The organism is Treponema sp. TIM-1 (genome assembly GCF_046533115.1).
In the GTDB taxonomy this organism is placed as follows: Bacteria; Spirochaetota; Spirochaetia; order Treponematales; family Breznakiellaceae; genus JAIRMO01.
This window is the reverse complement of the sequence record NZ_JAJQRC010000003.1, coordinates 82,980-106,198: the sequence shown is the minus strand read 5'-3', so window position 1 is coordinate 106,198 and position 23,219 is coordinate 82,980. Positions and strand designations below refer to the sequence as shown.

19 protein-coding genes are annotated in these 23,219 nt (G+C 53.8%); 1 reads left to right on the top strand and 18 read right to left on the bottom strand.

The annotated features are described in order from the left end of the window. Nucleotides 1-60: 60 nt before the first annotated feature. Nucleotides 61-2,085 carry a vWA domain-containing protein gene (locus tag LQZ21_RS03010; protein ID WP_411042685.1) on the top strand — a complete coding sequence of 675 codons (2,025 nt, stop codon included), beginning with the start codon at nt 61-63 and terminating at the stop codon, nt 2,083-2,085. Here LQZ21_RS03010 and LQZ21_RS03005 read toward each other — a convergent pair. From LQZ21_RS03005 to LQZ21_RS02920, 18 genes are all read right to left on the bottom strand, one after another. Further along, nucleotides 2,082-3,449, bottom strand: coding sequence for a HEAT repeat domain-containing protein (locus LQZ21_RS03005; protein ID WP_411042684.1), 1,368 nt, complete (start codon nt 3,447-3,449; stop codon nt 2,082-2,084). The genes LQZ21_RS03010 and LQZ21_RS03005 overlap by 4 nt on opposite strands. Next, nucleotides 3,446-4,579, bottom strand: a complete 1,134-nt coding sequence (tgt, locus tag LQZ21_RS03000) for a tRNA guanosine(34) transglycosylase Tgt (protein ID WP_411042683.1) — start codon at nt 4,577-4,579, stop codon at nt 3,446-3,448. The genes LQZ21_RS03005 and tgt overlap by 4 nt, the downstream gene beginning before the upstream one ends. A gap of 13 nt (nt 4,580-4,592) precedes the next feature. Beyond that, the gene (locus LQZ21_RS02995; RefSeq protein WP_411042681.1) at nt 4,593-5,657 is read right to left on the bottom strand and encodes an LptF/LptG family permease; all 1,065 of its coding nucleotides are present in this window, start codon (nt 5,655-5,657) and stop codon (nt 4,593-4,595) included. After that, nucleotides 5,654-6,922: an LptF/LptG family permease gene (locus tag LQZ21_RS02990; RefSeq protein WP_411042679.1), complete on the bottom strand. Its 1,269-nt coding sequence runs from the start codon at nt 6,920-6,922 to the stop codon at nt 5,654-5,656. Before LQZ21_RS02990 ends, LQZ21_RS02995 begins: the two co-directional genes overlap by 4 nt. Before the next feature lie 5 nt (nt 6,923-6,927). Continuing rightward, complete coding sequence (gene dut, locus LQZ21_RS02985) at nt 6,928-7,386, bottom strand: dUTP diphosphatase (protein WP_411042677.1); 459 nt, start codon at nt 7,384-7,386, stop codon at nt 6,928-6,930. Nucleotides 7,387-7,430: 44 nt separating this feature from the next. Continuing rightward, complete coding sequence (gene pnp / locus LQZ21_RS02980) at nt 7,431-9,575, bottom strand: polyribonucleotide nucleotidyltransferase (RefSeq protein WP_411042676.1); 2,145 nt, start codon at nt 9,573-9,575, stop codon at nt 7,431-7,433. Between the two features lie 238 nt (nt 9,576-9,813). Next, nucleotides 9,814-10,083 carry a 30S ribosomal protein S15 gene (rpsO, locus tag LQZ21_RS02975; RefSeq protein WP_411042674.1) on the bottom strand — a complete coding sequence of 90 codons (270 nt, stop codon included), beginning with the start codon at nt 10,081-10,083 and terminating at the stop codon, nt 9,814-9,816. Nucleotides 10,084-10,243: 160 nt separating this feature from the next. Next, on the bottom strand, nt 10,244-11,047 hold the full coding sequence (locus LQZ21_RS02970) for an FAD synthetase family protein (RefSeq protein WP_411042672.1): 804 nt from the start codon (nt 11,045-11,047) through the stop codon (nt 10,244-10,246). Beyond that, nucleotides 11,034-11,966 carry a tRNA pseudouridine(55) synthase TruB gene (gene truB, locus LQZ21_RS02965; protein WP_411042671.1) on the bottom strand — a complete coding sequence of 311 codons (933 nt, stop codon included), beginning with the start codon at nt 11,964-11,966 and terminating at the stop codon, nt 11,034-11,036. Before truB ends, LQZ21_RS02970 begins: the two co-directional genes overlap by 14 nt. Next, a complete protein-coding gene (gene rbfA, locus LQZ21_RS02960; RefSeq protein WP_411042669.1) occupies nt 11,953-12,312 on the bottom strand; it encodes a 30S ribosome-binding factor RbfA in 360 nt (119 codons plus the stop codon). The genes truB and rbfA overlap by 14 nt, the downstream gene beginning before the upstream one ends. A 3-nt stretch (nt 12,313-12,315) precedes the next feature. Next, the gene (infB, locus tag LQZ21_RS02955) at nt 12,316-14,889 is read right to left on the bottom strand and encodes a translation initiation factor IF-2 (RefSeq protein WP_411042668.1); all 2,574 of its coding nucleotides are present in this window, start codon (nt 14,887-14,889) and stop codon (nt 12,316-12,318) included. Nucleotides 14,890-14,923: 34 nt separating this feature from the next. Then, a complete protein-coding gene (nusA, locus tag LQZ21_RS02950; RefSeq protein WP_411042666.1) occupies nt 14,924-16,429 on the bottom strand; it encodes a transcription termination factor NusA in 1,506 nt (501 codons plus the stop codon). Continuing rightward, nucleotides 16,414-16,905 carry an LSm family protein gene (locus LQZ21_RS02945; protein ID WP_411042664.1) on the bottom strand — a complete coding sequence of 164 codons (492 nt, stop codon included), beginning with the start codon at nt 16,903-16,905 and terminating at the stop codon, nt 16,414-16,416. Before LQZ21_RS02945 ends, nusA begins: the two co-directional genes overlap by 16 nt. A 211-nt stretch (nt 16,906-17,116) precedes the next feature. Continuing rightward, on the bottom strand, nt 17,117-17,503 hold the full coding sequence (locus tag LQZ21_RS02940) for a hypothetical protein (RefSeq protein WP_411042663.1): 387 nt from the start codon (nt 17,501-17,503) through the stop codon (nt 17,117-17,119). Between the two features lie 12 nt (nt 17,504-17,515). Further along, nucleotides 17,516-19,120, bottom strand: coding sequence for an InlB B-repeat-containing protein (locus tag LQZ21_RS02935; RefSeq protein ID WP_411042661.1), 1,605 nt, complete (start codon nt 19,118-19,120; stop codon nt 17,516-17,518). 69 nt (nt 19,121-19,189) lie between these two features. Further along, nucleotides 19,190-19,930, bottom strand: a complete 741-nt coding sequence (locus LQZ21_RS02930) for a ComF family protein (RefSeq protein WP_411042660.1) — start codon at nt 19,928-19,930, stop codon at nt 19,190-19,192. A gap of 32 nt (nt 19,931-19,962) precedes the next feature. Further along, a complete protein-coding gene (mutS, locus tag LQZ21_RS02925) occupies nt 19,963-22,635 on the bottom strand; it encodes a DNA mismatch repair protein MutS (RefSeq protein ID WP_411042658.1) in 2,673 nt (890 codons plus the stop codon). Between the two features lie 52 nt (nt 22,636-22,687). Next, entirely contained in the window at nt 22,688-23,218 is a 531-nt protein-coding gene (locus LQZ21_RS02920) for an OmpH/Skp family outer membrane protein (protein ID WP_411042657.1), read from the bottom strand. Between the last annotated feature and the right edge of the window lies 1 nt (nt 23,219).

Here is a 23,219-nt window from a genome sequence, read left to right as displayed (position 1 = left end):
AGGGGAAGGTCTCCCCGGCTCAATGGGGGGCCTAACCGCTTTCCCCAAAGCCGGCGGATTATGAATTTAGAGAGGAGGATATTTATGGTATCCCGGATTTATACAGAAGGGAAACAAATATCCGCAAAAAGAATATTTTTTTTGGTTCTATTGTTATGTACGCCCCTTTTTTTCGTATTTAGTCAGGAAAATCCCCTGGATCTGGTATTGATTTTGGATACTTCCTCAAGTATGAGCGGTTCATACCAAAAAACAATGGATTATGTAACCGGTAGTTTCCTCAAAGAATTCCTCCGGATCGGCGACACCTTTCATCTTATATCCTTTTCCGATACCCCCCGGCTCGAGATAACCCGCCGTATACAGGGTTGGGGGGATGTGGAAACCATCATAGGCCGTTTGTTCCTCCTCTATCCCCTGGATCCCTATTCGGATATTGCCGGGGCCTTGGCCTATGGCGAAAAATATGTTGCATCCATTCCGGGGACCAGGAAAAAAAAGGTGGTGCTTATTTCCGATGGGGACCATAATCCCCGGCCAGGGGGAACAACGGAGGATTCCGTACAACATCTTATTTCCCAGACCACCGACCGTTTAAACCGGGCCGGAATAGATTTTTATCATGTTCCGGTACCGGTTGTGGGAAACGGCCCCTCCTCGGGCAGAAGCCGGATGTTGCCCATCCCGGCAGCCGCAGCCCGGCCGACGGCCCCTCCGGTACCGCCCCGGCAGCCGGCATCATCGCAGGCAGGACCGCCCGCGGCCCAGACCACCCGGCCAGCCCCCCCCCAAGTCCCGCCGCCGGAGCCACAGCCAGGACCGCCCGCGGCGGCCCAGACCGTCCGGCCCGAGCCCCAAAAAGCCCCGGCACCGGAGCCACGGTCAGAACCGTCCGCCGCCCAGACCGCCCAACCTGATCCCCCCCAAGTCCCGCCGCCGGAGCCACAGCCAGGACCGCCGGCAGCCCCGGCGCCGGAACCCCGGCAGCCCGAAACTGAAGCACCGGCCCCTTCACCCAAGGTCACGGATCAGGAGCCTTCTCCGGGGAAAACCACCCCCAGGTATCAGGGCGGAGATATCTCCCTATTCGGCTTACCCCTTTCCTGGTTTATCGGGGGCATCCTGGGGATAATCCTGATTTTCACGTTTATTATTTTTCTGATGGCAAAACGGCTTCAGACTTCTCCCAACCGGACCTTTGCCCATGCCGTCGATTCCCCCCCGAAAAAAACGGTTCCTGCCAAAAAGCCGGAACCCCCCGAAGACGATGGGGCCCGGCAAAACCAAAATCTTCCAGCCCCTTATCCGGAAAGCCGGCACCGGAGCGAGGAAAAGCAGCCCGGGGCAGGTCTTGAGGCGCTCTTTTTGAAGAGGAACCTGCCGGCCGAAACCATAGTCAAAACCGAAGCTGCCGCACCGATTCCCCCTTCCGGCTCCGAAGGCAGCCCGGACAAGGGGGATATGGCCGGCCCGGTGAAGACGCCCGGGGCAAGCCCCAAGACGCCCTGGCTTACGAGGGAGGCCGGGACCGTACCCAAAACCGAAGCTGCCGGCACGCCGATTCCTCTCTCCGGCCCCAAGGGCAGCCCGGATAAGGGGGGAGCGGCTATGGCTCCCGGTCGCCCCATCAACTATGGCGCTCACCGGAGCATTACCCCGGTAAAATCCTATAAAAATAATACCCAATCCCATACGGGGCCGTTGATGTTGTCCCTCTTTGTGGAAGATCAAAATACCAACATAGGCCGGCGGAATATCCATACCGTTAAATCCGGTTATTCCTTTACCATAGGGGGAGGTAAATCGGATTTTTTGATCTTCCTCGTCCCCATACCCCCCCGGATAGCGGAAGTCCGCAGCGACGGCGTCCAATGCACCTTTATTCCCCGGAGACCGGAGTTTTTTCCCGATCTTGGTTCCCAACAGGTGCCGAATTGTGTCGGAGTACCCATACGGGTTATTTCGGAACGGCAATATGAACTTTTCATACGGATAGATCGTTACGAGGATCCTCTCATAGCCCTGAACCGCCTGCTCCATTCGATAGAGGTACCCGGACCCGGTTATTGGCAGGAGCCGGGTTAATCCAACCCTAATTTTTGGAGTACAGCCCGGGCTTTTCGGGCCAGGCTGCCGTTTTTTTCGTCGGTTAATTCCTTGACCTGGTCGGCAAGTCCCTTCAATTCGTTATTTACGGTCATATCCAGGGCATAGGACTTTTCAATCACCCCGCCGGAACTCAGGAAACGCCGGGCCAGACCTTCGATAGTACGGGTCCGGGCGCTTCCCAGAACCCGGAGAAGTCCGTTGTACAGGGCGGTTTGATTTTTCGTTTTGGCATCGTCCATTTCCCGGATCACCTTTTCCGCGTAATCATCGGCGTTATTTTGAATCAGCATTTCCGCCGCCAGAATCCTGACCCGGTCGGTGTTTTTCCGTTCCCCAAAAAGATCCGCCAAAACCACGGCGGTTTCACGGGTGCCGATGGCCCCCAAAGCCCGTATGGCCTCATCCTTCACCGTGGGGACCTCATCCTTTTCGGCACGGAAACGGAGATAGGGAATGGCTTCGATGAATTTCCGCTCCCCCGCGGCCTTGGCGGCGCCTATCCGGATCCGGTAATAGGAGTCCCGGAAGGCCTCTAAAATAACCCCCTCCACCTCCTGACCGGAAAAAGGTCCCAGGGCGGCGATGGCGGCGGATCGGACATTGGGATCCGAGGAAACCAGGGTGGTAAGAATCGTCTGAAGTCCCTCGGGATCGCCGATCTTGGAAAGGCTATCCAGCGCCGCCATACGCAGGGTCAGACGTTCCTCATCGGACACGGCAATTTCCGATAGCAGGGCTATCCCCCGGCCGGATCTCAATTCACCCAGGGCAGCCACAATTTCCCGGCGGTTCTCATCCCCGGGGTTACGGTTCAGGTAAAAATCAATGAGAAAATCCGCCGTATTATCCGCGGTTTCCGGATGAACCTTCCCCGCCAACCCTAGCGCCCGGATGGCGTTACCCATAAAACGCTGCTCATCCCGCTCTATCAGATCCTTTAAGGGGTCGATGGCATCCTGGACTTTAACTTTCCCCAGGTAATCCAGGGCGGCGATCACCGTTTCGGCGGCTTCATCATTCCGTTCTTTCACCGCCTGTAAGGCCCGTTCCTCCAGGCCCTCCTTACCCCGTTCCCCAAAAAAGCTAAATACCCCGGAGAGGATTATCCGGTTTTTGGTGGATTGTACCAAGGCGATAAGTTCATCATCCAGATAAAAGGCATTTTCATTTTTTAACGTCTGAATCAGGGCGGCTATTTCATTTTCCGTACCGTAACGGATCGTTTCCAGCTGCTGGGTTTCTACGGTTTTATCCGGGGACGGTTCCGAATCCGCCGGCGACTGGGAAAATACCGCAGCCCCTATAAAAAAAAACAAAAAACATGACAGGATATATTTCATCCTTCCTCCCGGGTATATTGTTTTAAGAAGGCCGATTTAAATGATAAAAAACGATCCTCCCCGATAGCGATCCGGGCATCCCGAATGAGTTCATGCAAAAAATATAGGTTGTGATAACTTACCAGCATGGAACAGAGGATCTCCTGGGTTTTAAAAAGATGCCGCAAATAGGCGCGACTGTATTCGCGGCACACCTTACAACCACATGCTTTATCTATCGGCTCAAAATCAAGCCGGTATTCCGCCTTTTTTAAGGCAAAGGCCCCATTCCGGGTAAAAACATACCCGTTCCTGCCGGTCCTGGTGGGGAGTACACAATCAAACATATCTATCCCCTGTTCAATAGCGTCCAGGATATACCGGGGGGTTCCTATACCCATAACATACCGGGGTTTTTCCGGCGGTAACAGGGCGGCGGTATAGCTTAAAAATTCCTCAAAAACCTCGGGGGGCTCCCCCACGGAAAGCCCCCCGATGGCGATACCCTGGGGATCCTGGGCTATGATCTCAAGGGCGCTTTTCTCCCGCAGTTCTTTAAAAAAATTACCCTGCACTATGGCAAAAAGTTTACCCCCGTAACCCTTATCCCGTTCCGTTTCCCAGGCCCTTTGGGCCCGGGAAAACCAGCGGCCGGTAAACTCCAGGGCTTTTACCGCGTCCTTAGGGGCTGCTCCCCAGGGGCTGCATACGTCCAGGGGCATCTGTATATCGCTGCCCAAAAGGGCTTGAAGCGCTACCACCCTTTCGGGGGTCAATACATGGCGGGAACCGTCAATGTGGGAACGGAACACCACCCCCTCGTCGCTTATTTTTCTAAAGGGGGCCAGGGAAAAGATCTGAAACCCGCCGGAATCGGTAAGGATGTTCCGATCCCACCGCATAAAATTATGGAGCCCTTCGGCGGCGCTTATCACCTCGATCCCGGGCCGCAGGTACAGGTGGTAGGTATTGGAAAGGATGATCTCGAAGCCTATCTCCTTTATATCATCCTTGGTAAGGGCCTTCACGGTACCGTTGGTTCCTACGGGCATAAATACCGGAGTAGACACCGGGCCGTGGGGCAGTTTCATGACCCCTGTCCGGGCCTTGCAGGAAGTATCCTGGTGGTGAACCGTAAAAAAAATCCCCATCCTACCGGCTCCCCTATGTTTTCGCACTCTGGAGCAGGCATATACCGATCACAATAAAGGCGGCCACCGGAAACCACGCCCCTACTATGGGGGGGATATACCCAAGCCGGGCCATCATCATCGTGATCATTTCCATAACATAAAAAACAACCGCCACCAGGAGGCTTGCCAAAAGGCTCATAAGGAGTATGTTTTTTTTAAACCGCCCTCCCATAGAAATGGACAGGATAATCACCACCATGGAAACCGCGGAATACGAAAAACGGTGATAATAATCCGCCAGGGCCCCGATAAAGGGAAGCCCCGCCGATTTTAAGTCGGCCACCAAAAGCCCCGCTTCCCGGGCGGACAGGGATTCCACCTCATAGGAACTCCGCCGAAAGGTATCGGGGCTTTCCCGGTAACTATCGCTTTGTCCCAGGGGACGGACCCGCAGGAGGGTATCTTCCCAAGTATAAATAAGGGCATTGGATAGGGACCAGAATTCCCCGGTCCAGGATGCCGAAGGGGCCCGGATCAGGGCCAAAAAATTTCCGTCCTCGTCTTTTTCAATGATACTCACACCGTTTAAGGTAACGGCCTTGTCATCATAATAATCCGCCGAATAGATAAGCCGGCCTTCCCGGGCCTTGATCACAATATCAGAATTATTCTCCCGGGTTTCCTGCCGCAAATAGGTACGGCTCAGATCGTTTTTGATCTTAAGGGTGGGAATTACCACCCTATCCTCAAAATAAAAAGAAAATACCGAAGCGAGGATACCGATGAGTACCAGGGAAAAACTAAAACGCCAAAAGGGAATCCCCGATGAAAATATTGAGGTTAGTTCATTCCTTGAATAGAGATCCCCCAGGGTATAGGCGGTGGCAAAAAGCAGAGAAATAGGCTGGGCAAAGGAGAGGCTTTTGGGCAGATAATAATAATAAACCCGCAGTATTTCCTTAACGGGAACCTCGTAATTAAGAAAACGCCACAAATTGGCAAATAGATCGATGAGGGAGATGAGGAACACAAACATAAAAGCGGCAACAAAAAATATCGGCAAAAACTGCCGAATCAAATAACGATCCAGGGTCATCGCCGTATCCTGATAATGCCCATAAGAAGACCTATGGATATGGCCAAAATATTGGGAAACCACATGGACCAGAAAGGTGAATACCCCAATCTAATACCCATGGTTTGTCCCCCTAAAAGCAGGGCCCAATAAATAACCGCTATGATAAGCCCAAAGATAAATCCCACGGTCTGGCCGCTTTTTTTGGCCAAAAGACCCAGGGAAACCGCAAGGAACACAAAAGAAAGGGCCCCAAAGGGGATGGAAAATTTCTTATAATATTCAAGGCGGTATATGAGCAGGTTCCGGTTATTTTTAATCACCGCCGCGGTGGCTATTCCCTTTACAAAAGATGACATGGTATTGGCCCGCTGGTTCCATTCTTCCCGCTGGGGTCCATACCGCAGGGCCGTCTCCAGGGACAACGCATAACTCAAGGCCCTGTTATACTCCTCGTCAAGGCGTACCCCCAGTTCGTCCTCCTGGGTTTTTATTTCCCTTTTTACATCGGTGGAACTCATTTCCCGGGGGCCGATGCTGGAAACCGCCTGCATCAGATCATCCTGGGGTATTAAATACCGGAGAAAACTGCTGGAAGCGTAATCGTAATCCTGCCGGGCTACTTCCTTGGAAGTTTGCACAAAGGCGTTGGTCAGATCAAGGCTCATCCCTTCCCGCCCGCCGTCCCGCAGTTCCGCATTCCGGGCCATAATAAGGCGCCGTTCTCCGTCGCTGGTTTTGTCCAATATAAGGATATCGTCTATGGAAGTGTTCTCCACATTACCGGTAACAAGCACCGTATCTTTAAACCGTTTAACCGAGTTGGATTCCAATTCCAGCGCCGGAGTTGAAACCAGAATCCGCCGGTAAAGCCGGGTAAATTGTACGGTCCCCGCGGGGAGCAGTATGTCGTTGGCCAAAAAAGACAGGATAGAGATAACCACTCCTATGGTTATGGCGGGAATGAAAATATTCCGGTAGGAAAGGCCCGAAGAGAGCATCACCAGTACCTCGTTATCCGAAGTCATGCGGCCGATGGTCATAAGGGTCCCCACTAAGGAGGCGAAGGGCGCGGACATGGCCACCACCGAAGGAAGGGAAAAAAGGACCAATAGGGCAACCTGTTGAAAAGGAACCTTTTTGGTTAAAATCTCCTGGGCCATAAGCAGCAGCTGGTTTACAAAAAAAACAAAAAAGAAAAAAAGAAAGGCTACCAAAAACGAAATCAGGGTTTCAAAAAAAATACTTCTGAACATGGTCCAGGATGCGGAGCGTTTGTTTTCCATCTGGGTTAAGATGATATTCCCGTTGATCCAAATCCGCCGCTTCCCCGGGCCGTTGAGGATACCGACTCGGTTTCGGTCATCAGGGCCTTCGATACCGGGGCAATCACCAACTGGGCTATCCGGTCTCCGTCTTTTACGGTAAAAGACTCGGCGCCGAGATTGATCAAGATGATCCCCAGTTCCCCCCGATAATCCGAATCAATGGTCCCCGGGGAATTTAAAATCGTAACCCCGTGACGGATGGCCAGCCCCGATCGGGGCCGAATCTGCCCCTCGTATCCCGGAGGGATCTCCAGGGTCAGTCCCGTGGGCACCAAAGCCCGGCCCATGGAGGGTATCAGGAGTTCCTCCGTAAGCCTTGCGGTAATATCCGCTCCGGCGGCCCCCTCACTTTCGTACCGGGGCAGCCGGGCCTTCGGATCTTTTTTATTGATCCGTATTACCGGATTAGTATTTCCCGTCATAATTTCCCCTCCCAAAGTAATTATGAGGACCCCTTAAGGTCCGGTCAACGATTCCGCTGCGGATGTCCCCCTTCTCCGGAATGCTCCTCCCCGGAAGGATCAATCGCATCAATATAAGAAAGGTTGAGCCGTCCCATTCTGTCGATTTCCAGGAGTTTCACCGGTATGACCTGCCCTTCTTTCAGGATATCGGTCACCACGGCAATGCGCTGGCGGGATAGTTTTGAAATATGCACCAGCCCTTCCTTACCCGGCAGGATCTCCACGAAGGCGCCGAATTCCATGATCCGTTTTACCGTTCCCGTATATATCCGTCCGACTTCCGGGTCGGAAACGATGCCCAGAACCGCAGTCCTGGCATCTTCCGCATCCTTGGAATTTTTTCCGTAAATGGTAACCGTTCCGTCATTATCCGTGTTAATGGTAACCCGGTACTGTTCACAGAGGGCTTTGACATTTTTACCCCCCGGGCCAATGAGGGCGCCGATCTTATCGACATCTATGGTGAGGGTTACGATCTTTGGGGCGTATTCACTGATATCCGCCGCGGGTTTGCTGATGGTCCGGTTCATAATGGAGAGGATATGGAGCCGCCCCCGTTTGGCCTGATCCAGGGCTTTCCGCATCACTTCGGGGCTGACCCCGGCGATCTTGATATCCATCTGGAACCCGGTAATACCCGTTTCGGTTCCCGCCACCTTAAAATCCATATCCCCCAGATGATCCTCTTCCCCCAGGATATCCGAAAGCACCGCATACCGGTCCCCGGGCCCGCCCCGGCCTTCGGTGATAAGCCCCATGGCAATACCGGCCACGGGCTTTTTCATGGGCACCCCGGCCTGAAGCATGGAAAGGGTTCCGCCGCACACCGATGCCATGGATGAGGAACCGTTGGACTCCATGATCTCCGAAACCACCCGCACGGTATAGGGAAATTTGTCCTTGGGAGGTACCATAGCCGCCAGGGAACGCCGGGCCAGGTTACCGTGACCGATTTCCCGGCGGCCCGTTCCCATACGGCCGACCTCCCCCACCGAATAGGGGGGAAAATTGTAGTGTAAAATGAAATTCTCCCGCTTATCCCCTTCGATATCATCGTAGATCTGCTCGTCAAATACGGTCCCCAGGGTGGTAACCGCCAAAGCCTGGGTCTCGCCCCGGGTAAAAAGGGCTGAACCGTGGGTCCGGGGGAGGATCCCCACTTCGCAGGTAATATCCCGGATATCTTCAGTCCCCCGGCCATCCACCCGCAGGCCCTTATCTAAAATCGAGGAACGGAGGATTTCATATTCCATATCCTCAAAAAGGGCGTCGAAGAGCTTTTTCTGGATTTCATCCTCTAACTGGGCGGCATATAACGCGGCAATATCGTCCTTTACCTTTCTGATGGCCCCGCCGCGTTCCTGCTTGCCCTTGACAAAACAGGCTTCCTCCAACCGGGGATAGGCGGCGTTCCGGATAAGTTCCTTGTTTTCCAGAACAAAAGCGGGCTCGACCAGGGGAAGCTTTTCCTTACCCGCAAGCTCCCGCAGCTTTTGCTGCAATTCACAAAGCTCACCGATAACCCCCTGGGCTTTTTCCAGGGCGGCAATCATGGTATCTTCATCAACCTCGGCGGCGCCCCCTTCCACCATGGTAATACCCTCTTTGGTACCGGCCACCACTATCTCCAGTTCCGACTTTTCAATTTCGTCGTAGGTGGGGTTAACAATGAGTTCCCCGGCGACGGAACAGATCCGCACCCCCGCGATGGGGCCGTTAAAGGGGATATCCGAAATATGTACCGCCGCGGAGGAAGCGATAATCGCCAGGATATCCGGGGGATTTACCTGATCGGTGGAGATGGTCGTGGGAACCACCTGGATTTCCCGGCCGAAATTCTTATCAAACAGGGGGCGCATCGGCCGATCGATAATCCGGGAGACGAGGATCTCCTTGTCCTTGGGACGGCTCTCCCGTTTGATAAAGCCCCCGGGAATTTTTCCGGCGGCATAATACTTTTCATTATAATCCACCGTCAGGGGGACATAATCCAGCCCTTCCACGGCGCTTGACGACGAACAAACGGTGGCAATCACCGCTGAACCCGCGTATTGCGCAAAAACCGCCCCATTGGCCTGTTTTGCGATTCTGCCGGTTTCAAGAATCAAGTCTTTACCGGAAATTTGCAAGCTTACTCTTTGAATCATATACTCCTATCCACATGAGCCGGTCTCAGAACGCACATTTCTTTTGAAACCGGCTTTGGAAAAAACGGTTAAACCCCCAATGGAGCCATCCCGCTTTTTCCCCTAAATATAAGGCCGCCGCTTCATCTTTATGAAACAGCCTCAGGGGCCTTAAAGAGACCCGGGCCCGGCCGCTTTCATACGGGCCGATTCCAGGCAGCGCCAAAGAACCGTAAAACCCCGAGGGGTTTTACGGGGGTTATTTGCGGAGTCCCAATTCCTTGATAAGGGACCGGTACTTTTCCAGCTCAGTCCGCTGTATATACTTCAACATACGCCGCCGCTTTCCGACCAGGATCAACAAGCCTCGCTGGCTGGACTTGTCCTTCTTATAGAGCTTGCAATGCTCCGTAAGCTGGTTTATCCGTTTGGTCAACAGGGCAATTTGAACTTCCGAGGTACCGGTATCCTTTTCGTTCTTGCCGAATTTCGTAATGATAGAGGTCACATCTTCTTTGTTTAAAGCCATATATATTCTCTCCTTGGAAACCAATTCACCTCGTAAGCTGATTCAAAATCCTCCGGTCCCCCGGGACCATGATTTTGAAAGACAAGCCTTGCTTGTCCGGCAGCCTTGGATTTAAAGAAAAAACGCCCGGCTAGTCCCACCGCTTTTTCTAAAACCGGATTTAAACCTTGCATTTTGAAACCGGCTCCTTTATAAATTCAATACGATCCGCCTGATGTAATGACGGAATAAACACGCCGTCATCTTCAATCAGCACTTCCGTTTCCGTTCCCCCGCTCTGAGGGGATCCATAAAAATTTACGCTATACCACCCTGGGGGGGGCAGGATCCGGTAATGGGAACGGGCCTCGTAAAACAAACCACCCCCCTTAGGGCGGAAAGCGATACCGGCCAAATCTATTTCCACCTTTCTACCCAGGAGCAAAGCCGCCTTATCCAGGTCGCCTGAGAAAACCGCCTCCCGGATCCGGCTGGAACTAACCGGCAGCCCCCCTTCCATTACCGGGGGAACCACTTCGGTTTGGGGGTTGAGTTTTTTTATTTCCGTTACCCCCGTATCAAGTCCACAGCCACACCGGAAATTACTGCCCACCGCGAGAAATTGTAAGCTTCCCCGGCTTTTTAAAAAACCAATAAAATCCCTACCCCTTATTTTACTGAAATCTCCGGAAAAGTCAATCAGGATAACCAGTTCCACCCCCAGGGCTTCAAAGATAATCATCTTCCGGTCCAACCCGACAATATCCCCCCGGTATTCCCCAGGGCGTAATACCTTCTTGGGGTTTTGCCTAAAGGTGATCACCGTGGGGACACAGCCGGGGGCCTGCCGAAGGATCTTTCCGATAAGGGCCTGATGGCCCCGGTGAACCCCGTCAAAAACCCCGACGGTCACGGCGGTTCCTCCCCTGACGGACCCGTCTAAAAGGGCGCCCGCCATAACGCGGGGCCACTCAAGAAGACGCATAGACATATCCGTAGGACCAGACACCGGCGGCCTTTTGTTCGATTATTCCCAAAAAATCCCCGTCCCTGCCGGCCCCGGATCGGAACAGCCCTACCGCGGCAACCTGGGCATCCGGGGGAGGAATAAGCCGTTTCTCCTTTATGAGCCTGTCCGGGGGTATGCCCCGGCATATCTTTTCCGCCGTAGGGGCATCGGCAAAAATAACGGGGATCCCCAGGGCTTCAAAGAAGCGCGGATCCAGGGGCGTAAGGACCTCCGCCGGGGGGGCCTTTTCCGGGGAGAAGGAGGAAAATTCCAGGGCCTGGGAAAGATAAAAACCCGCCGCCTGGGTCCGGGTAAGGGCCTGGAGGTGGCCCCGGGAGCCCGCCGCCAGGGCTATGTCCCGGGCCAGGGAGCGGATATAGGTCCCCTTGGAACAATGGACATGGATGGAAGCCAGGGGCGGCTCGTAGGAGAGGAGGTCCAGGGCATAAACCGTAACGGGGCGTTTCTCCATTTCCACCGACTCTCCCTCCCGGACGCGCTGGGAAGCCCGTTTACCCCCCAGATGGATCGCGGAATAAGCCGGAGGCGCCTGGAGTATATCCCCCCGAAACCGGGGAAGGACCTCCTCCAGGACTTCCCGGGGGGGGATCTCCCCCCGGGCGATGGGGGCGCCTTCGGGATCCAGGGTATCGGTTTCAACGCCGAACCGGATGACCCCCTGGTAGTGTTTATCACAACCCGAAACCCAGGGGGTTAATTTTACCGCCCGGCCCACCAGCACCAGGAGGAGACCCGAGGCAAACTTATCCAGGGTACCGGCGTGACCTACCTTAGAAGTGGAAAAGAACTTTTTTACCAAATCCAGGGATTGAAATGAGGTTAGTCCGGGGGGTTTGTTGAGCAATACTATTCCCGAGGGCTCAGGAGCCGTCATTATGCACTAAACCCTCGATTTTTTTAATCATCTCAAAGCCTTCACGAATCCCCGGATCCTCGTGAAAACGGAGCCGGGGAATTTGGCGGATCCGCATCCCGGCGTTTAACTGGGCCTGGATAAACCCGGCGGCGCTCTGTAAACCGGCGATACCCTGCCGGGGACCCTTGGTGGTCCGATAATCGGAGACATACACATCCGCGAAGGAGAGATCCCGGGATACCTTAACCCGGGTAATAGAGATAAAGGAATCCACCCGGGGATCTTTGATCCGGCCCTCCACGATGAGGGACCCGATCAGTTCCTGAATAAGCCGTCCTATCCGTTCAAGCCTATATTCCGACATAGCTTACGGTCCAAACTTCCGGGCAATTTCTACTAATTCAAAAACCTCTATTTGATCCCCCACCTGGATGGCGTCAAACCCGTCAAACCCTATTCCGCATTCATAACCCGCCGCCACTTCCCGGGCATCATCTTTAAAACGCCGGAGGGAACTGATTTTCCCCGTATGAACCACGATACCCTCCCGGATGATATTCACACTGGCGTTCCGCTTAACCGTCCCGCTAAGGACATAACATCCGGCGATGGTACCGATTTTCGGCACCTTAAAGGTTTCCCGTACCTCCACCGAAGCGATCACTTCCTCTTTGGTATCGGGTTTAAGCATCCCCTCCATGGCCTGGCGGATCTCTTCGACCGCCTTGTATATGACATTGTATTTACGGACATCCACCTTCTCCTGATCCGCCAGGATCTTCGCCTTGGGGACGGGCCGCACGTTAAACCCGATGATAATGGCATTGGAGGCGATGGCCAGATCCACATCCCCTTCGTTGATAGCCCCCGGAAGGGCCTGGATCACATTAAGCCGTACCTCATCGTTGGAGAGTTTCTCCAAACTCGATCGGAGTACCTCGGCGGAACCCTGGACATCACTTTTGATAATAACCTTGAGTTCCTGAATCGCCCCGTCATTGATGGTATCGTAGAGGTTGTCCAGGGTGATCTTTTTGATGTTTTTGGCGTCCTCAAACCGTTTAAGCTCCTGCCGTTTTGCGGAAATCCCCCGGGCTACCCGTTCATCCCCCACCACATGGATGGGGTCCCCCGCATCGGGGATCCCCTCAAAACCCAATACCTCCACGGGCATGGAAGGGGTGGCCTGATCAACCTTTTCCCCCTTGTCGTTAAAGAGGGCCCGTACCTTTCCGGGCCAAATACCGGCCACAAAGGAATCCCCAATCTCCAGGGTCCCCCGCTGTACGATGACGGTGGCAACGATACCACGGCCGTGATCTATCCGAGATTCCAGGATCTTTCCTTCGGCGTTCCGGTTATAATTGGCCTTGAGATCCAGAATTTCCGTTTCCAGCAGGATGGCATCGATGAGCTTATCGATCCCCTCCTTCCTGAGGGCGGAAAGTTCCACAAACATGGTTTGCCCCCCCCAATCTTCGGGCATAAGGCCCAGCTCCGAAAGCTGGCTCTTAACCTTATCGGGGTTGGCCTCGGGTTTGTCCATTTTATTAACCGCCACGATAATGGGAACTTCCGCCTCTTTAGCGTGGTTTATGGCCTCAATGGTCTGGGGCATCACCCCGTCATCGGCGGCAACCACCAGTATCACAATGTCCGTTACCTGGGCGCCCCGGGCCCGCATCCGGGTAAAGGCCTCATGACCGGGGGTATCCAGGAAGGTGATCCGGCCCCCATGAACGGTATCCACCGTATAGGCCCCGATATGCTGGGTGATACCGCCGAATTCGCCGGAAACCACATCGGCGCTCCGGATGGCGTCCAGGAGTTTGGTTTTACCGTGATCCACGTGACCCATGACCGTAACCACCGGGGGCCGGGGGGCCAGGGACGCGTCATCGTCCGCTTCGGTCGCGATCACGGTCTCATCGTAGAGGCTGACAATGTTTACGTCCGCCCCAAATTCCGCCGCCAAAATCGTGGCGGTTTCCGCGTCGATCTGCTGATTTATGGTTACCATCATCCCCATACTCATCAGTTTCTGAATCAGATCCGATGCCTTAAGGTTCATCTTGCGGGCCAGTTCTGAAACCGATATCACTTCCATAATATCAATGGATTTGGGGACCGGATTGGCCATGTGGGTGATCTTTTTTTTGGTCTGGAGGAGTTTTTCCTCCATTTCCTGTTCTTTTCGCTGATAAACCGCCTTTTTCGCCTTAAAGGACTTCTTTACCGGCCCTTTCCCCTCCGCCAGCGAGGGGGGTGGGGGCAAACCAGGACCAGACCGGGGACCCTGCGGCCGGGATCCGGTAAACCCACCGGGACGGCCGGGGCCGCCGGCAGGCCGGGGCCCCCCGGGCCGGGAAGGGGCGCCGCTTCCAAACTGCCGGGGACTGCCCTGAAAACCGCCCCGGTTATCACCGGGACGGGGGCCCATCGGCCTGCCCCCGCTCCGTCCCGGACCGCCGCCCGGGGAACGCTGGTTGGAAAAAGGCGGACGGTTTCCCTCGTCCCGGGGAGGGCGCGGCCCCACCGGACGTCCCCCTACCCGGCCGACGGCGACCGCGGGCCGCTGGGTATTGGGAAAAGCGGTGATCTGCGGATCTCCACTCCGCACCGGAGGGATGTTTTTCGGTACTCCCCCCCCGGGCAGGGAATTTTCTTTGGTTCCGGCGGGTTCGGAAACAGGGGAGACGCCTTCCTTTTCATTCCCCGTTTCCACCTGGGCAGGTACCACCACGACCTTCGGCTGAATTTTTTTCGCAGCCCCCGGCGCAACCGGAAGGGCGCTTTTTTTCTTAACCACCACCACCTTGCGGCGTTCCCCATGATCCCCTCCGGAACCGCTTTTTCCTTCCTGAGGGTCATGATCGTTCCTCACATGTTTAATGAGTTCAACTTTCTTTGGTTTTTGGGTACTATCTAATTCCTCAGCCATGATCCACCTTTATTCATACCGTTAATGATGATAATTATTCATCCTCATATTCAAAACTCAACCCAATGCCGCAATTCGGACAGCTTGTCATATCCACCGTTATCTTGGCTCCACATTCGGGACATTCATATTCCTCCACCTCCGGGAAATTCTCTTCCCCCTCCGCTTCCATGGCGGAACTTTCCTCCCCGCTCTCCGGAACATCATCGGAAAAGACCTCTTCTCCCTGGATTTCTTCCTCTTCCACAATTTCAACATTATCTTCAATAAGTTTACGCAGAACCTCAATCTGTTCCGGGGTAACCCCCGGGATATCACCGAGTTTCTCCGGTGAGAGGGCAAGAAAATCTTCGATAAAATCAATACCGTTGGTCCGGAGGGCTTCGGCCACCGCGGAATCCACCCCGGGCAATTCCAAAATCCGGGATATCTCTTCGTCATAGGATTCGGGATCCCCGAAAAGTTCGGAAACCGCCCGCCGGGATTCGGAGGATATATCCATTTCCGCAAACTGGGCATCGGTTTTAACGTCTATATTCCAATCCACGAGGCGGTTCGCCAAACGCACATTCAGCCCCTGCTTCCCTATGGCCAGGGAAAGCTGGGAATCGCTGACCACCGCCAGGGCCTGGTGTTTGCCTTCATCCAAAACCACCACATCCCGGACCTCCGCCGGGGAAAGGGCATTTTTTATGAACCGCCGGGGGTCCGGATCGTATTTAAGGATATCGATCTTTTCCCCTTCCATTTCTCGGATCACCGCCTGGATCCGGACCCCCTTAAGACCCACACAGGCCCCCACCGGGTCCACATCCTCCCGGTTGGAATAAACCGCTAGTTTGGTTCGGTACCCCGGCTCCCGAACTATTTTGTGAATTTCCACGGTTTTATCGTAAACTTCCGGTACCTCAAGCTCAAAGATGGCCCGGACAAAATCGGTATGGGTCCGGGAAAGTACCACCTGGAGCCCCGCGGGGGTCTTGTTTACCTCGGTGATCAGAGCCTTGATCCGATCGTTTACATGGTAGATTTCCCGGGGAGACTGGTATTTTTTAGGCAGGATCCCCTCCACCTTTCCCAGATCCACATAAATGGTACCGTTCCGTTCCCGCTGATAGTACCCGATGATTATCTCCCCCACCTTATCCTTGTATTCCTCAAAAAGGCTGTCTTTCTGGATTTCCCGAATAGACTGATGGGCGGTCTGTTTGGCGCTCTGTACTGAAATCCGGTCAAAGTCCTTGGGGTCTACTTCTAAAAGCAGCTCATCCCCAATTTCCGCCTCGGGGTTCAACTCCCGGGCTTCTTCCAGATCTATCTCCGAAACCGGATCGTAAACACCATCTACAATTTTTTTCTTTGCGTAAATCGAAACTTCCCGGTTGTCATCACTAAACCGGACAATCGCGTTGTCGGCGTTTCCAAAGCGGCGTTTATATGCCGCAAGAAGGGTGTTTTCGATGGTCCGCAGCACCAACTCCTCAGAGATACCCCTATCCTGAATAAGTTGATGTATTGCCTCCGTCATATCCGTTGCCACGAGTTTTCAACCTCCTGTGAGTAATCTAACTTTGCCTTGGCGATAATTTCATAGTCAAGCTTCATTTCTCCATCCCGATTCTTAATCGTAACCTGGGTGGTATCCGCGGCTACCAAGATACCGCCGGACCAATCGGAAATATCCGTCCTGAAACACCGTACACCCCGGCCTATATAACAGGCAAATTCGGAACCGTCTTTAATAACCCGGTCTATCCCCGGGGAGGACACCTCTACGGATAGATCCTGACCGGGAAAGGCCAACTCCAACCGGGGAAGCAGGGCATGATGGACCCGGGAACAACCCTCCACCCCCATGGGGTTTGGCCCGGAAACCACAGCACGGATTTGAACGCCCCCCTTATGATGGAATACGGATAATTCCACCAGGATCATTCCCAAACCCGTTATTACCGGTTCAAGCGCGTCAAAAAGAGGATTTCCACCCCGGGGAGTAAACCGCAATAAGCCCTCCATGATTCCGAACCGGCTGCCGATTAAGGTAAAACACCAAACCAATCCCCAAACGACCGGTTTGGGGATTGCCGCTGCCTTTCCCGGCAACAAAAAAGGGCCGTCCCTGCGAGCCCTTTTTAAATAAATCTCAATTGTCGTATAAATTCTATCGAGGCAATCACCCTTTGTCAATAGGGTTGTGCACGATTATGGGTATTATGCGGACCCGGTGTTACCGAACCAGAACGATCCCGCTGAGGATCCGGCGGGTTCCCTGATTTTGGCCATTGGCCAGGATCATTTCCCGCAGCTCCAGGCGGCCCCGGACCGTCACGATCCGCTGTTCATACCCCGCAAGGATCCTACGGTCTTCCCGGGCTATATGCCACTCATAGCCCTCCGCATCGGTAAGCACCGGCTCTGGAAAGGGTTCGCTTCCCCGCAGGCTGAGCCTTCCGGTAAGCTCCAAAAGCTGTCCCGGAAGGGCACGGTCATGGAGACCTTCCCCGGACACTACCGGTTCTTCCGTTTTTGGGATGTCCCCATTTCCCCGGGGGAAAAGCAACCCCGGAAGAAACACCCACAGGGCCATAAAAAAAAGGTCTTTTTTCACGATCATCCTTTCCCCAGCCTAGGGAAGGGGGCGGTTTTTTTTCGCCATTTCCCGGAAATCCACGGGATAATTTCCCTGGGGTTCCTCCGGGGGACCGAGCTTATTCCGGTTTACCGCATTTCTCCCCATCCCCGTGGGTCCCAATGAGGCCACATACCCGTATTCAGGCTGTCCTTTCTCAGAGGGATTTCCATTAAAGGTGAGGAGGTCCTTTCCTGAGTAAGGGGCGGCATATAAATCCGCAGGCGGGGTAGATTCCGGGAGGCCAATATAATAAATATTATCCCTTGGGGCATATGCTAAAGAAGTACCCTCGGGGATTGGGGAAAACACCCCCTCGCCGGGAGCTAAAGAGTACTGAGAACCGCCGACGTATATATTCTGTACCGTCAAGGTTACTTTTCTTTGATTTTCGTCTTTAAGCTCGTTCTTATACCCATAAAACCCCCTGCCTTCTTGATAGTAATTAGCCAGCATCCAGGTGGCAAGCAGGGTTTTCCAATCATAAAATGCAGGGGGAAACCCATGGGCGCTGTTCATCACCGCCTCGATTACGGCCCAGTAGTCGGCATGGTTCGAATTGGCGATATCGGTGTATATATCATTCTTCCCCTTAGCCTGGATCCCCAGCCACCGGAAAAAAAGATAGGCGGTGGAGTAATTCTCCAGGACATACCCATGCTGTTCCCACTCTCCATCCCAGACAAAAAAATTATTCCCATAGGGTATGGAGGTACCTTTCATATTAAAATAATTTATCCGCTGGGTAATTTGTTCTCCGCCGTAAATATATTCCGCCGCCAGGGATAAACCCTCATTGATCCAGGTGTTTTTGGGCTTTCCACCGGAAAAATTGATAAGATGCTGCAATTCATGGGCTACAACGGTACAAAAATCTTTTAAGCGGCGGGGATCCCCGGGATATACATCCATAAAAAGCATGGCCGCCCTGTTGGAATTGGGGAAGGCGTACATGTGGGTAGAATCAAAGTAACCCGCCACATAACCGCCGCCACCGGTAAACCCATCTTGGATATCCAGCAGGAGCAGGAAGAGTTTACCGTTATTCACGGGCATATAAGTGATTTCGCCAAAAACACCGGTAATTTTGGGATAGATTTCACTTGCATATTGATCGGCGACATTCTTCGCCACATCAGGGGGTATATTCTCGTTCACATCGCCGTAAACAATACAGAAGTCATTTTCCACAAGTTTTACCCCCTCTACTAAGTACCAGGTATTACCGGTGGTAACCGCGTGAAAAGTTGTAAGCGGTTTTTCCGCCGGCAACAAAACCCATTGGGCATAAAGCTCCATATGGTTATCCAGCGATACCGGGCCTCCCGGTTTGTAGGAAGCCCCCCTGCCGTCAGGCTGGATATTCCACCCGGCAAAATAATATCCGGCTTTAGTCAAATATCCGGAATTTACCGCCGTGTTTATCCTGGCTCCGGGTACCGCCTGGGCCGCCTGGGGAGGAGTTCCATCATCGTGTCCGTTTCCGTTATAGGACAACCGATAAAGCTGAATCGTCGGTTGCACCGAATTAGCACAGGCAGAGAAAGCCAAAAAAACAATAAGTCCCGACAAAATCATCTGGCCGGTATATTTTTTTCTCATGCCTTATATATACCCTTATTTGTCAAACGTAACAAGCTTTTCGGCCTAAAACAAGGATAAAATCCCCTATTAATCATAAAAAAGCGCTATTCCATAGACCTTTTCCGCGCCCCCCTCCTTAAGGGCCGCGGCGCAGGCATCCAGGGTAAAGCCGGTGGTGATCACATCGTCAAGAAGAACCACCTCCGGAGGGGGCTTTTGGGTACAGCGGATCCTGCCTCGGAGGTTTGTTTTCCGTTTTTCCCGGGTAAGTCCTTTTTGGGTTTGGGAGGAAAACCGTTTAAGGCAGCGGTATACCGGCAGGGCCCCCGAAGAAGGCTTTTGTTCCCGGTACTGTTTTTCCAACAGCCCGGCCAGGTATTCCACCTGATCCCAGCCGTAACGCCGTAATTTTCCCGGCCGGGGGGGTACGGGTACCCAGCAGGGATTTTCCATCCCTTCCCGGGGGAAAAAGGAAAGGCTCTCCGTAAGCTTCTCCACGAAAAAATTCCCCAGACTTCGGAATTTACCGAATTTATAGGCCCTGAGGACCTTTTGGTATTTTCCGGTATAGGGGAAAACCGCAAAAACCCGATCAAAAGAGCGCCCCTCCCCCTCCCGGCAGGGAAGGCACCGTTCCTTTTCGGATATCAGGGGACGCCCGCAGAGGGAACAGCGGTTTTCATCCCCCGAGGAAAGGGCCGCTTTACAATCTCCGCAGAGCCCGTACCGGGCGTCCTGGGGGTCCAAAAGAAGTTTTCCGCAGACCGGACATCCCGAGGGGAAAAACCATTCCCGGATAAAGGGGAAAAAAGATTTTTGATGATCCATACCCCTTATAAGGCAACGGCATTCAGGGCGCTTTAGTCAAAGAGGGAGGGAGTGCCTTTTCCCGTACCGGCGGGGCGATTTCCCTTGGAAGTATGGACACCTTTGGGATCAACCAAGGATTTCCAGGTATGGATCCGGTATAAGGCCTCCAGGGGGGTCATACGGTTCGGATCCAGGCTGAGGATATCCTCGATAAAAACATCCAGTTTTTCGCCCCAGCTCCCGGAAGGAGCCGGGGGGAGGGGTTCCTCATCCCCCGGAGACTTGGAACCGTCGGGAAGGGCATCGTGGAGGGCTTTTTCGTTTTCCCTAAGCCGGGTCATGATCCGGCCGGCCCGCTGCAGGACCCGTTCGGGGAGACCCGCCAGGCGGGCCACCGGAAGACCGTAGGATTCCGCGGCAGACCCTTCCTTCAGTTTGCGTAAAAAAATGATTTCCCCGTTCTGGTCCAGGACCTCCATGGACCGGTTGGCCAGGGCGGGGTGGGCAATCAGGGACAATTCGTGGTAATGGGTGGCAAAGAGGGTCCGACATTTTATATAATCCAAAAGCTCCTCGCAAACCGCCCATGCTATGGAGAGTCCGTCGTTGGTTCCGGTTCCCCTCCCCACTTCATCCATGATCACGAGGCTCTTTTCGGTGGCGGTATGGAGGATATAGGCGGTCTCGTTCATCTCCACCAGGAAGGTCGATTCTCCCCGGGCCAGGTTATCCGATGCCCCGACCCGGCAATAGATCCTATCCACCATGCCGATCTCCGCTTCCCGGGCGGGGACAAAACTCCCCATCTGGGCCATGATCACGATCAAGGCGGTTTGGCGGAGGTAGGTGGATTTACCCGCCATGTTCGGCCCGGTAATCAGGGCAAAGAAGACCCCATCCCCTTCCAGGATGATATCATTGGGAATAAATTCCCCCCGCTTTAAATGGACCTCCACCACGGGATGACGGCTTTCCAAAACCCGGATCCGGTTGCCGGTATTCACCTGGGGCCGGATCCACCCCTGGGCGGTGGCGGCCCAGGCCAGGGACTGGGCGACGTCAAGTTCGGCGATCCGCCGGGCCGAGGCGGACAGATCCGGAATAAGCTCCTTGGCCTTGTTCCGGATCTCCAGGAAAAGTTTTTTTTCCAGTTCAATCACCTTATCGGAGGCCCCGTTAATTTCCGATTCCAGGGCGGCGAGTTTATCCGTGGTGTACCGTTCCCCGGAGACTATATTCTGACGGCGGATAAACCGGGGGGGGACTTTGGGCAGGTTGGCCTTGGTTACCTCGAAAAAATACCCGATAAAACGGTTGTGCTGGATCTTAAGGCTGGGAATCCCCGTCGCCTGCCGTTCTTCTTCCAGGTAATCTTCCAGCAGCTTCCGTCCGTTGTCCCGAAAGCGCCGGACAGCATCCAGGTCGGCATTAAAGCCATCCTTAATCAAATTCCCTTCGGTGAGCAATATGGAGGGGTCCTCGGGGATGCTCCGCTCCAAAAGGTCCATAAGGTTCATCAGCCGCTCAAAACCCTTGGAATCCAGGGACGTGGCAGAGAAGGATTCAAAGTCCAGGTTCAACTTTCCGCTCAGCCCTTCCACCGCCTCAAAAGCCTTCAGGGCGTTTTTTATGGCAAGCATATCCTTGCCGTGGGCCCTATCCATGGCCAACCGGGAACTCAGCCGTTCCAGGTCCGGGGTTTTCCCCAAAAGCTCCCTAAAGGAAGCAAGCTGCCCCTGCTCATGGTAGAGGGTTTCCACCATATCAAGCCGTTTATTGATCCGGACAAGATCCTGCAACGGGTGAAGGATCCGCCATTTTAAGAGCCGCCTCCCCATGGAGGTTTTGGTCTCGTCCAGAACTTCCAACAGGGAAAACCGTACATCCCCATCCCGAAGGTTCCTGATAAGTTCCAGGTTCCGCTGGGTGGATTCGTCGATACCCACATATTCGGATTCCCCGTAGAGACTGATGGTCCGCACATGGGGCAGCAGGCTTTTGGCGGTATCGTCCAGATAATCCAGCAGCGCCCCGGCGGAAATAATCTCCGGGCTATCCTCCTCCAAGCCGAAACCTTTAAGGCTTGCCGTTCCAAACTGGCCTTCAAGCCGTTCTTTGCTCCGGACCGGATCAAAAAGCCAATCCGCCCAACGGTTTACCACCAGACCGGATCTTCCTAAAATTGCCTCCGCTAAACCGGGATATTCTTCCAGCAAGGATTCCTGGACCACAATTTCCTTTACCTGGAGCCGTTCCAGCTCCAGCCTGAGCCGTTCATCGGCGCCCGCAAAGGGGAATGAGGTGGCATGGAAATCCCCGGTGGAAAGATCGATATAGGCGAAGGAGAGAAATTTGGCAGTCGAGGAAAGGGCGGAAAGGTAGTTGGAACTGCCCTTTTCCAGATAGTCATCGTCCACCGTGGTTCCCGGGGTGATAACCTCTACCACTTCCCGTTCTATAATACCCCGGCCCTTACCGGGTTCGGTAAGCTGTTCGCAAATAGCTATCTTTTTACCCAATCGTAATAAACGGGCAATATAAGAACGGGCCGCATGATAGGGAAGCCCGCACATGGGCAATCCGTTACGGCTTGTCAGGGTGAGATTAAGTAAGCCGGAAACTTCCAGGGCATCATCCGCGAACATCTCATAAAAATCACCTAGACGAAAAAAAAGTACCTCCCCCTGATGCTCCCGTTTGATCCGCCTATATTGATCCAGCATGGGACTCGAATCGGCAGAACTGATATGACCTCCTAATAATTAATACATCCCCTTATCGTCCGGCTCGGGCCGATAAGCTTTGAATAAGCTTATCCGTTATATCCACTGTAGGGCTATACCAAATTATACCCGTATTATCCTTCAGACTTAAAACCATGGTATACCCCTCGCTTTCCGCGATATAACGAATTTCAGTTAATACCTGATCCAAAAAGGTACTTGACTGGGCAAGGCGATCCTTCTGTTTTTCCAATTCGGCGGTTTTAAGCTGATAGTACTCCTTGAGGTACTCCGAGCGCCGGCTGATATCATTTTCCAGCCTGAGGACCTGTTCCTGGTCTCCCCGGGCTTCGGCCCTGGCATGGGAAAGCCTTAATTCCTGAATTTCCTCGGTCATCCGGTCTATTTCCACCTGGACCTGACGGCTGCGCTCCTCAAATTCCCGAACCGCCCGGGATTCCCGGAAGAACGCGGTATATACCTTGGTCATGTCCACCACCGCAAACCGGGTAAGCTGTTGCGCCCCCAGGGTTCCCAGGACCATAAAAAAAACCACCAGGATCGCCGGCTTCTTTATCATCATC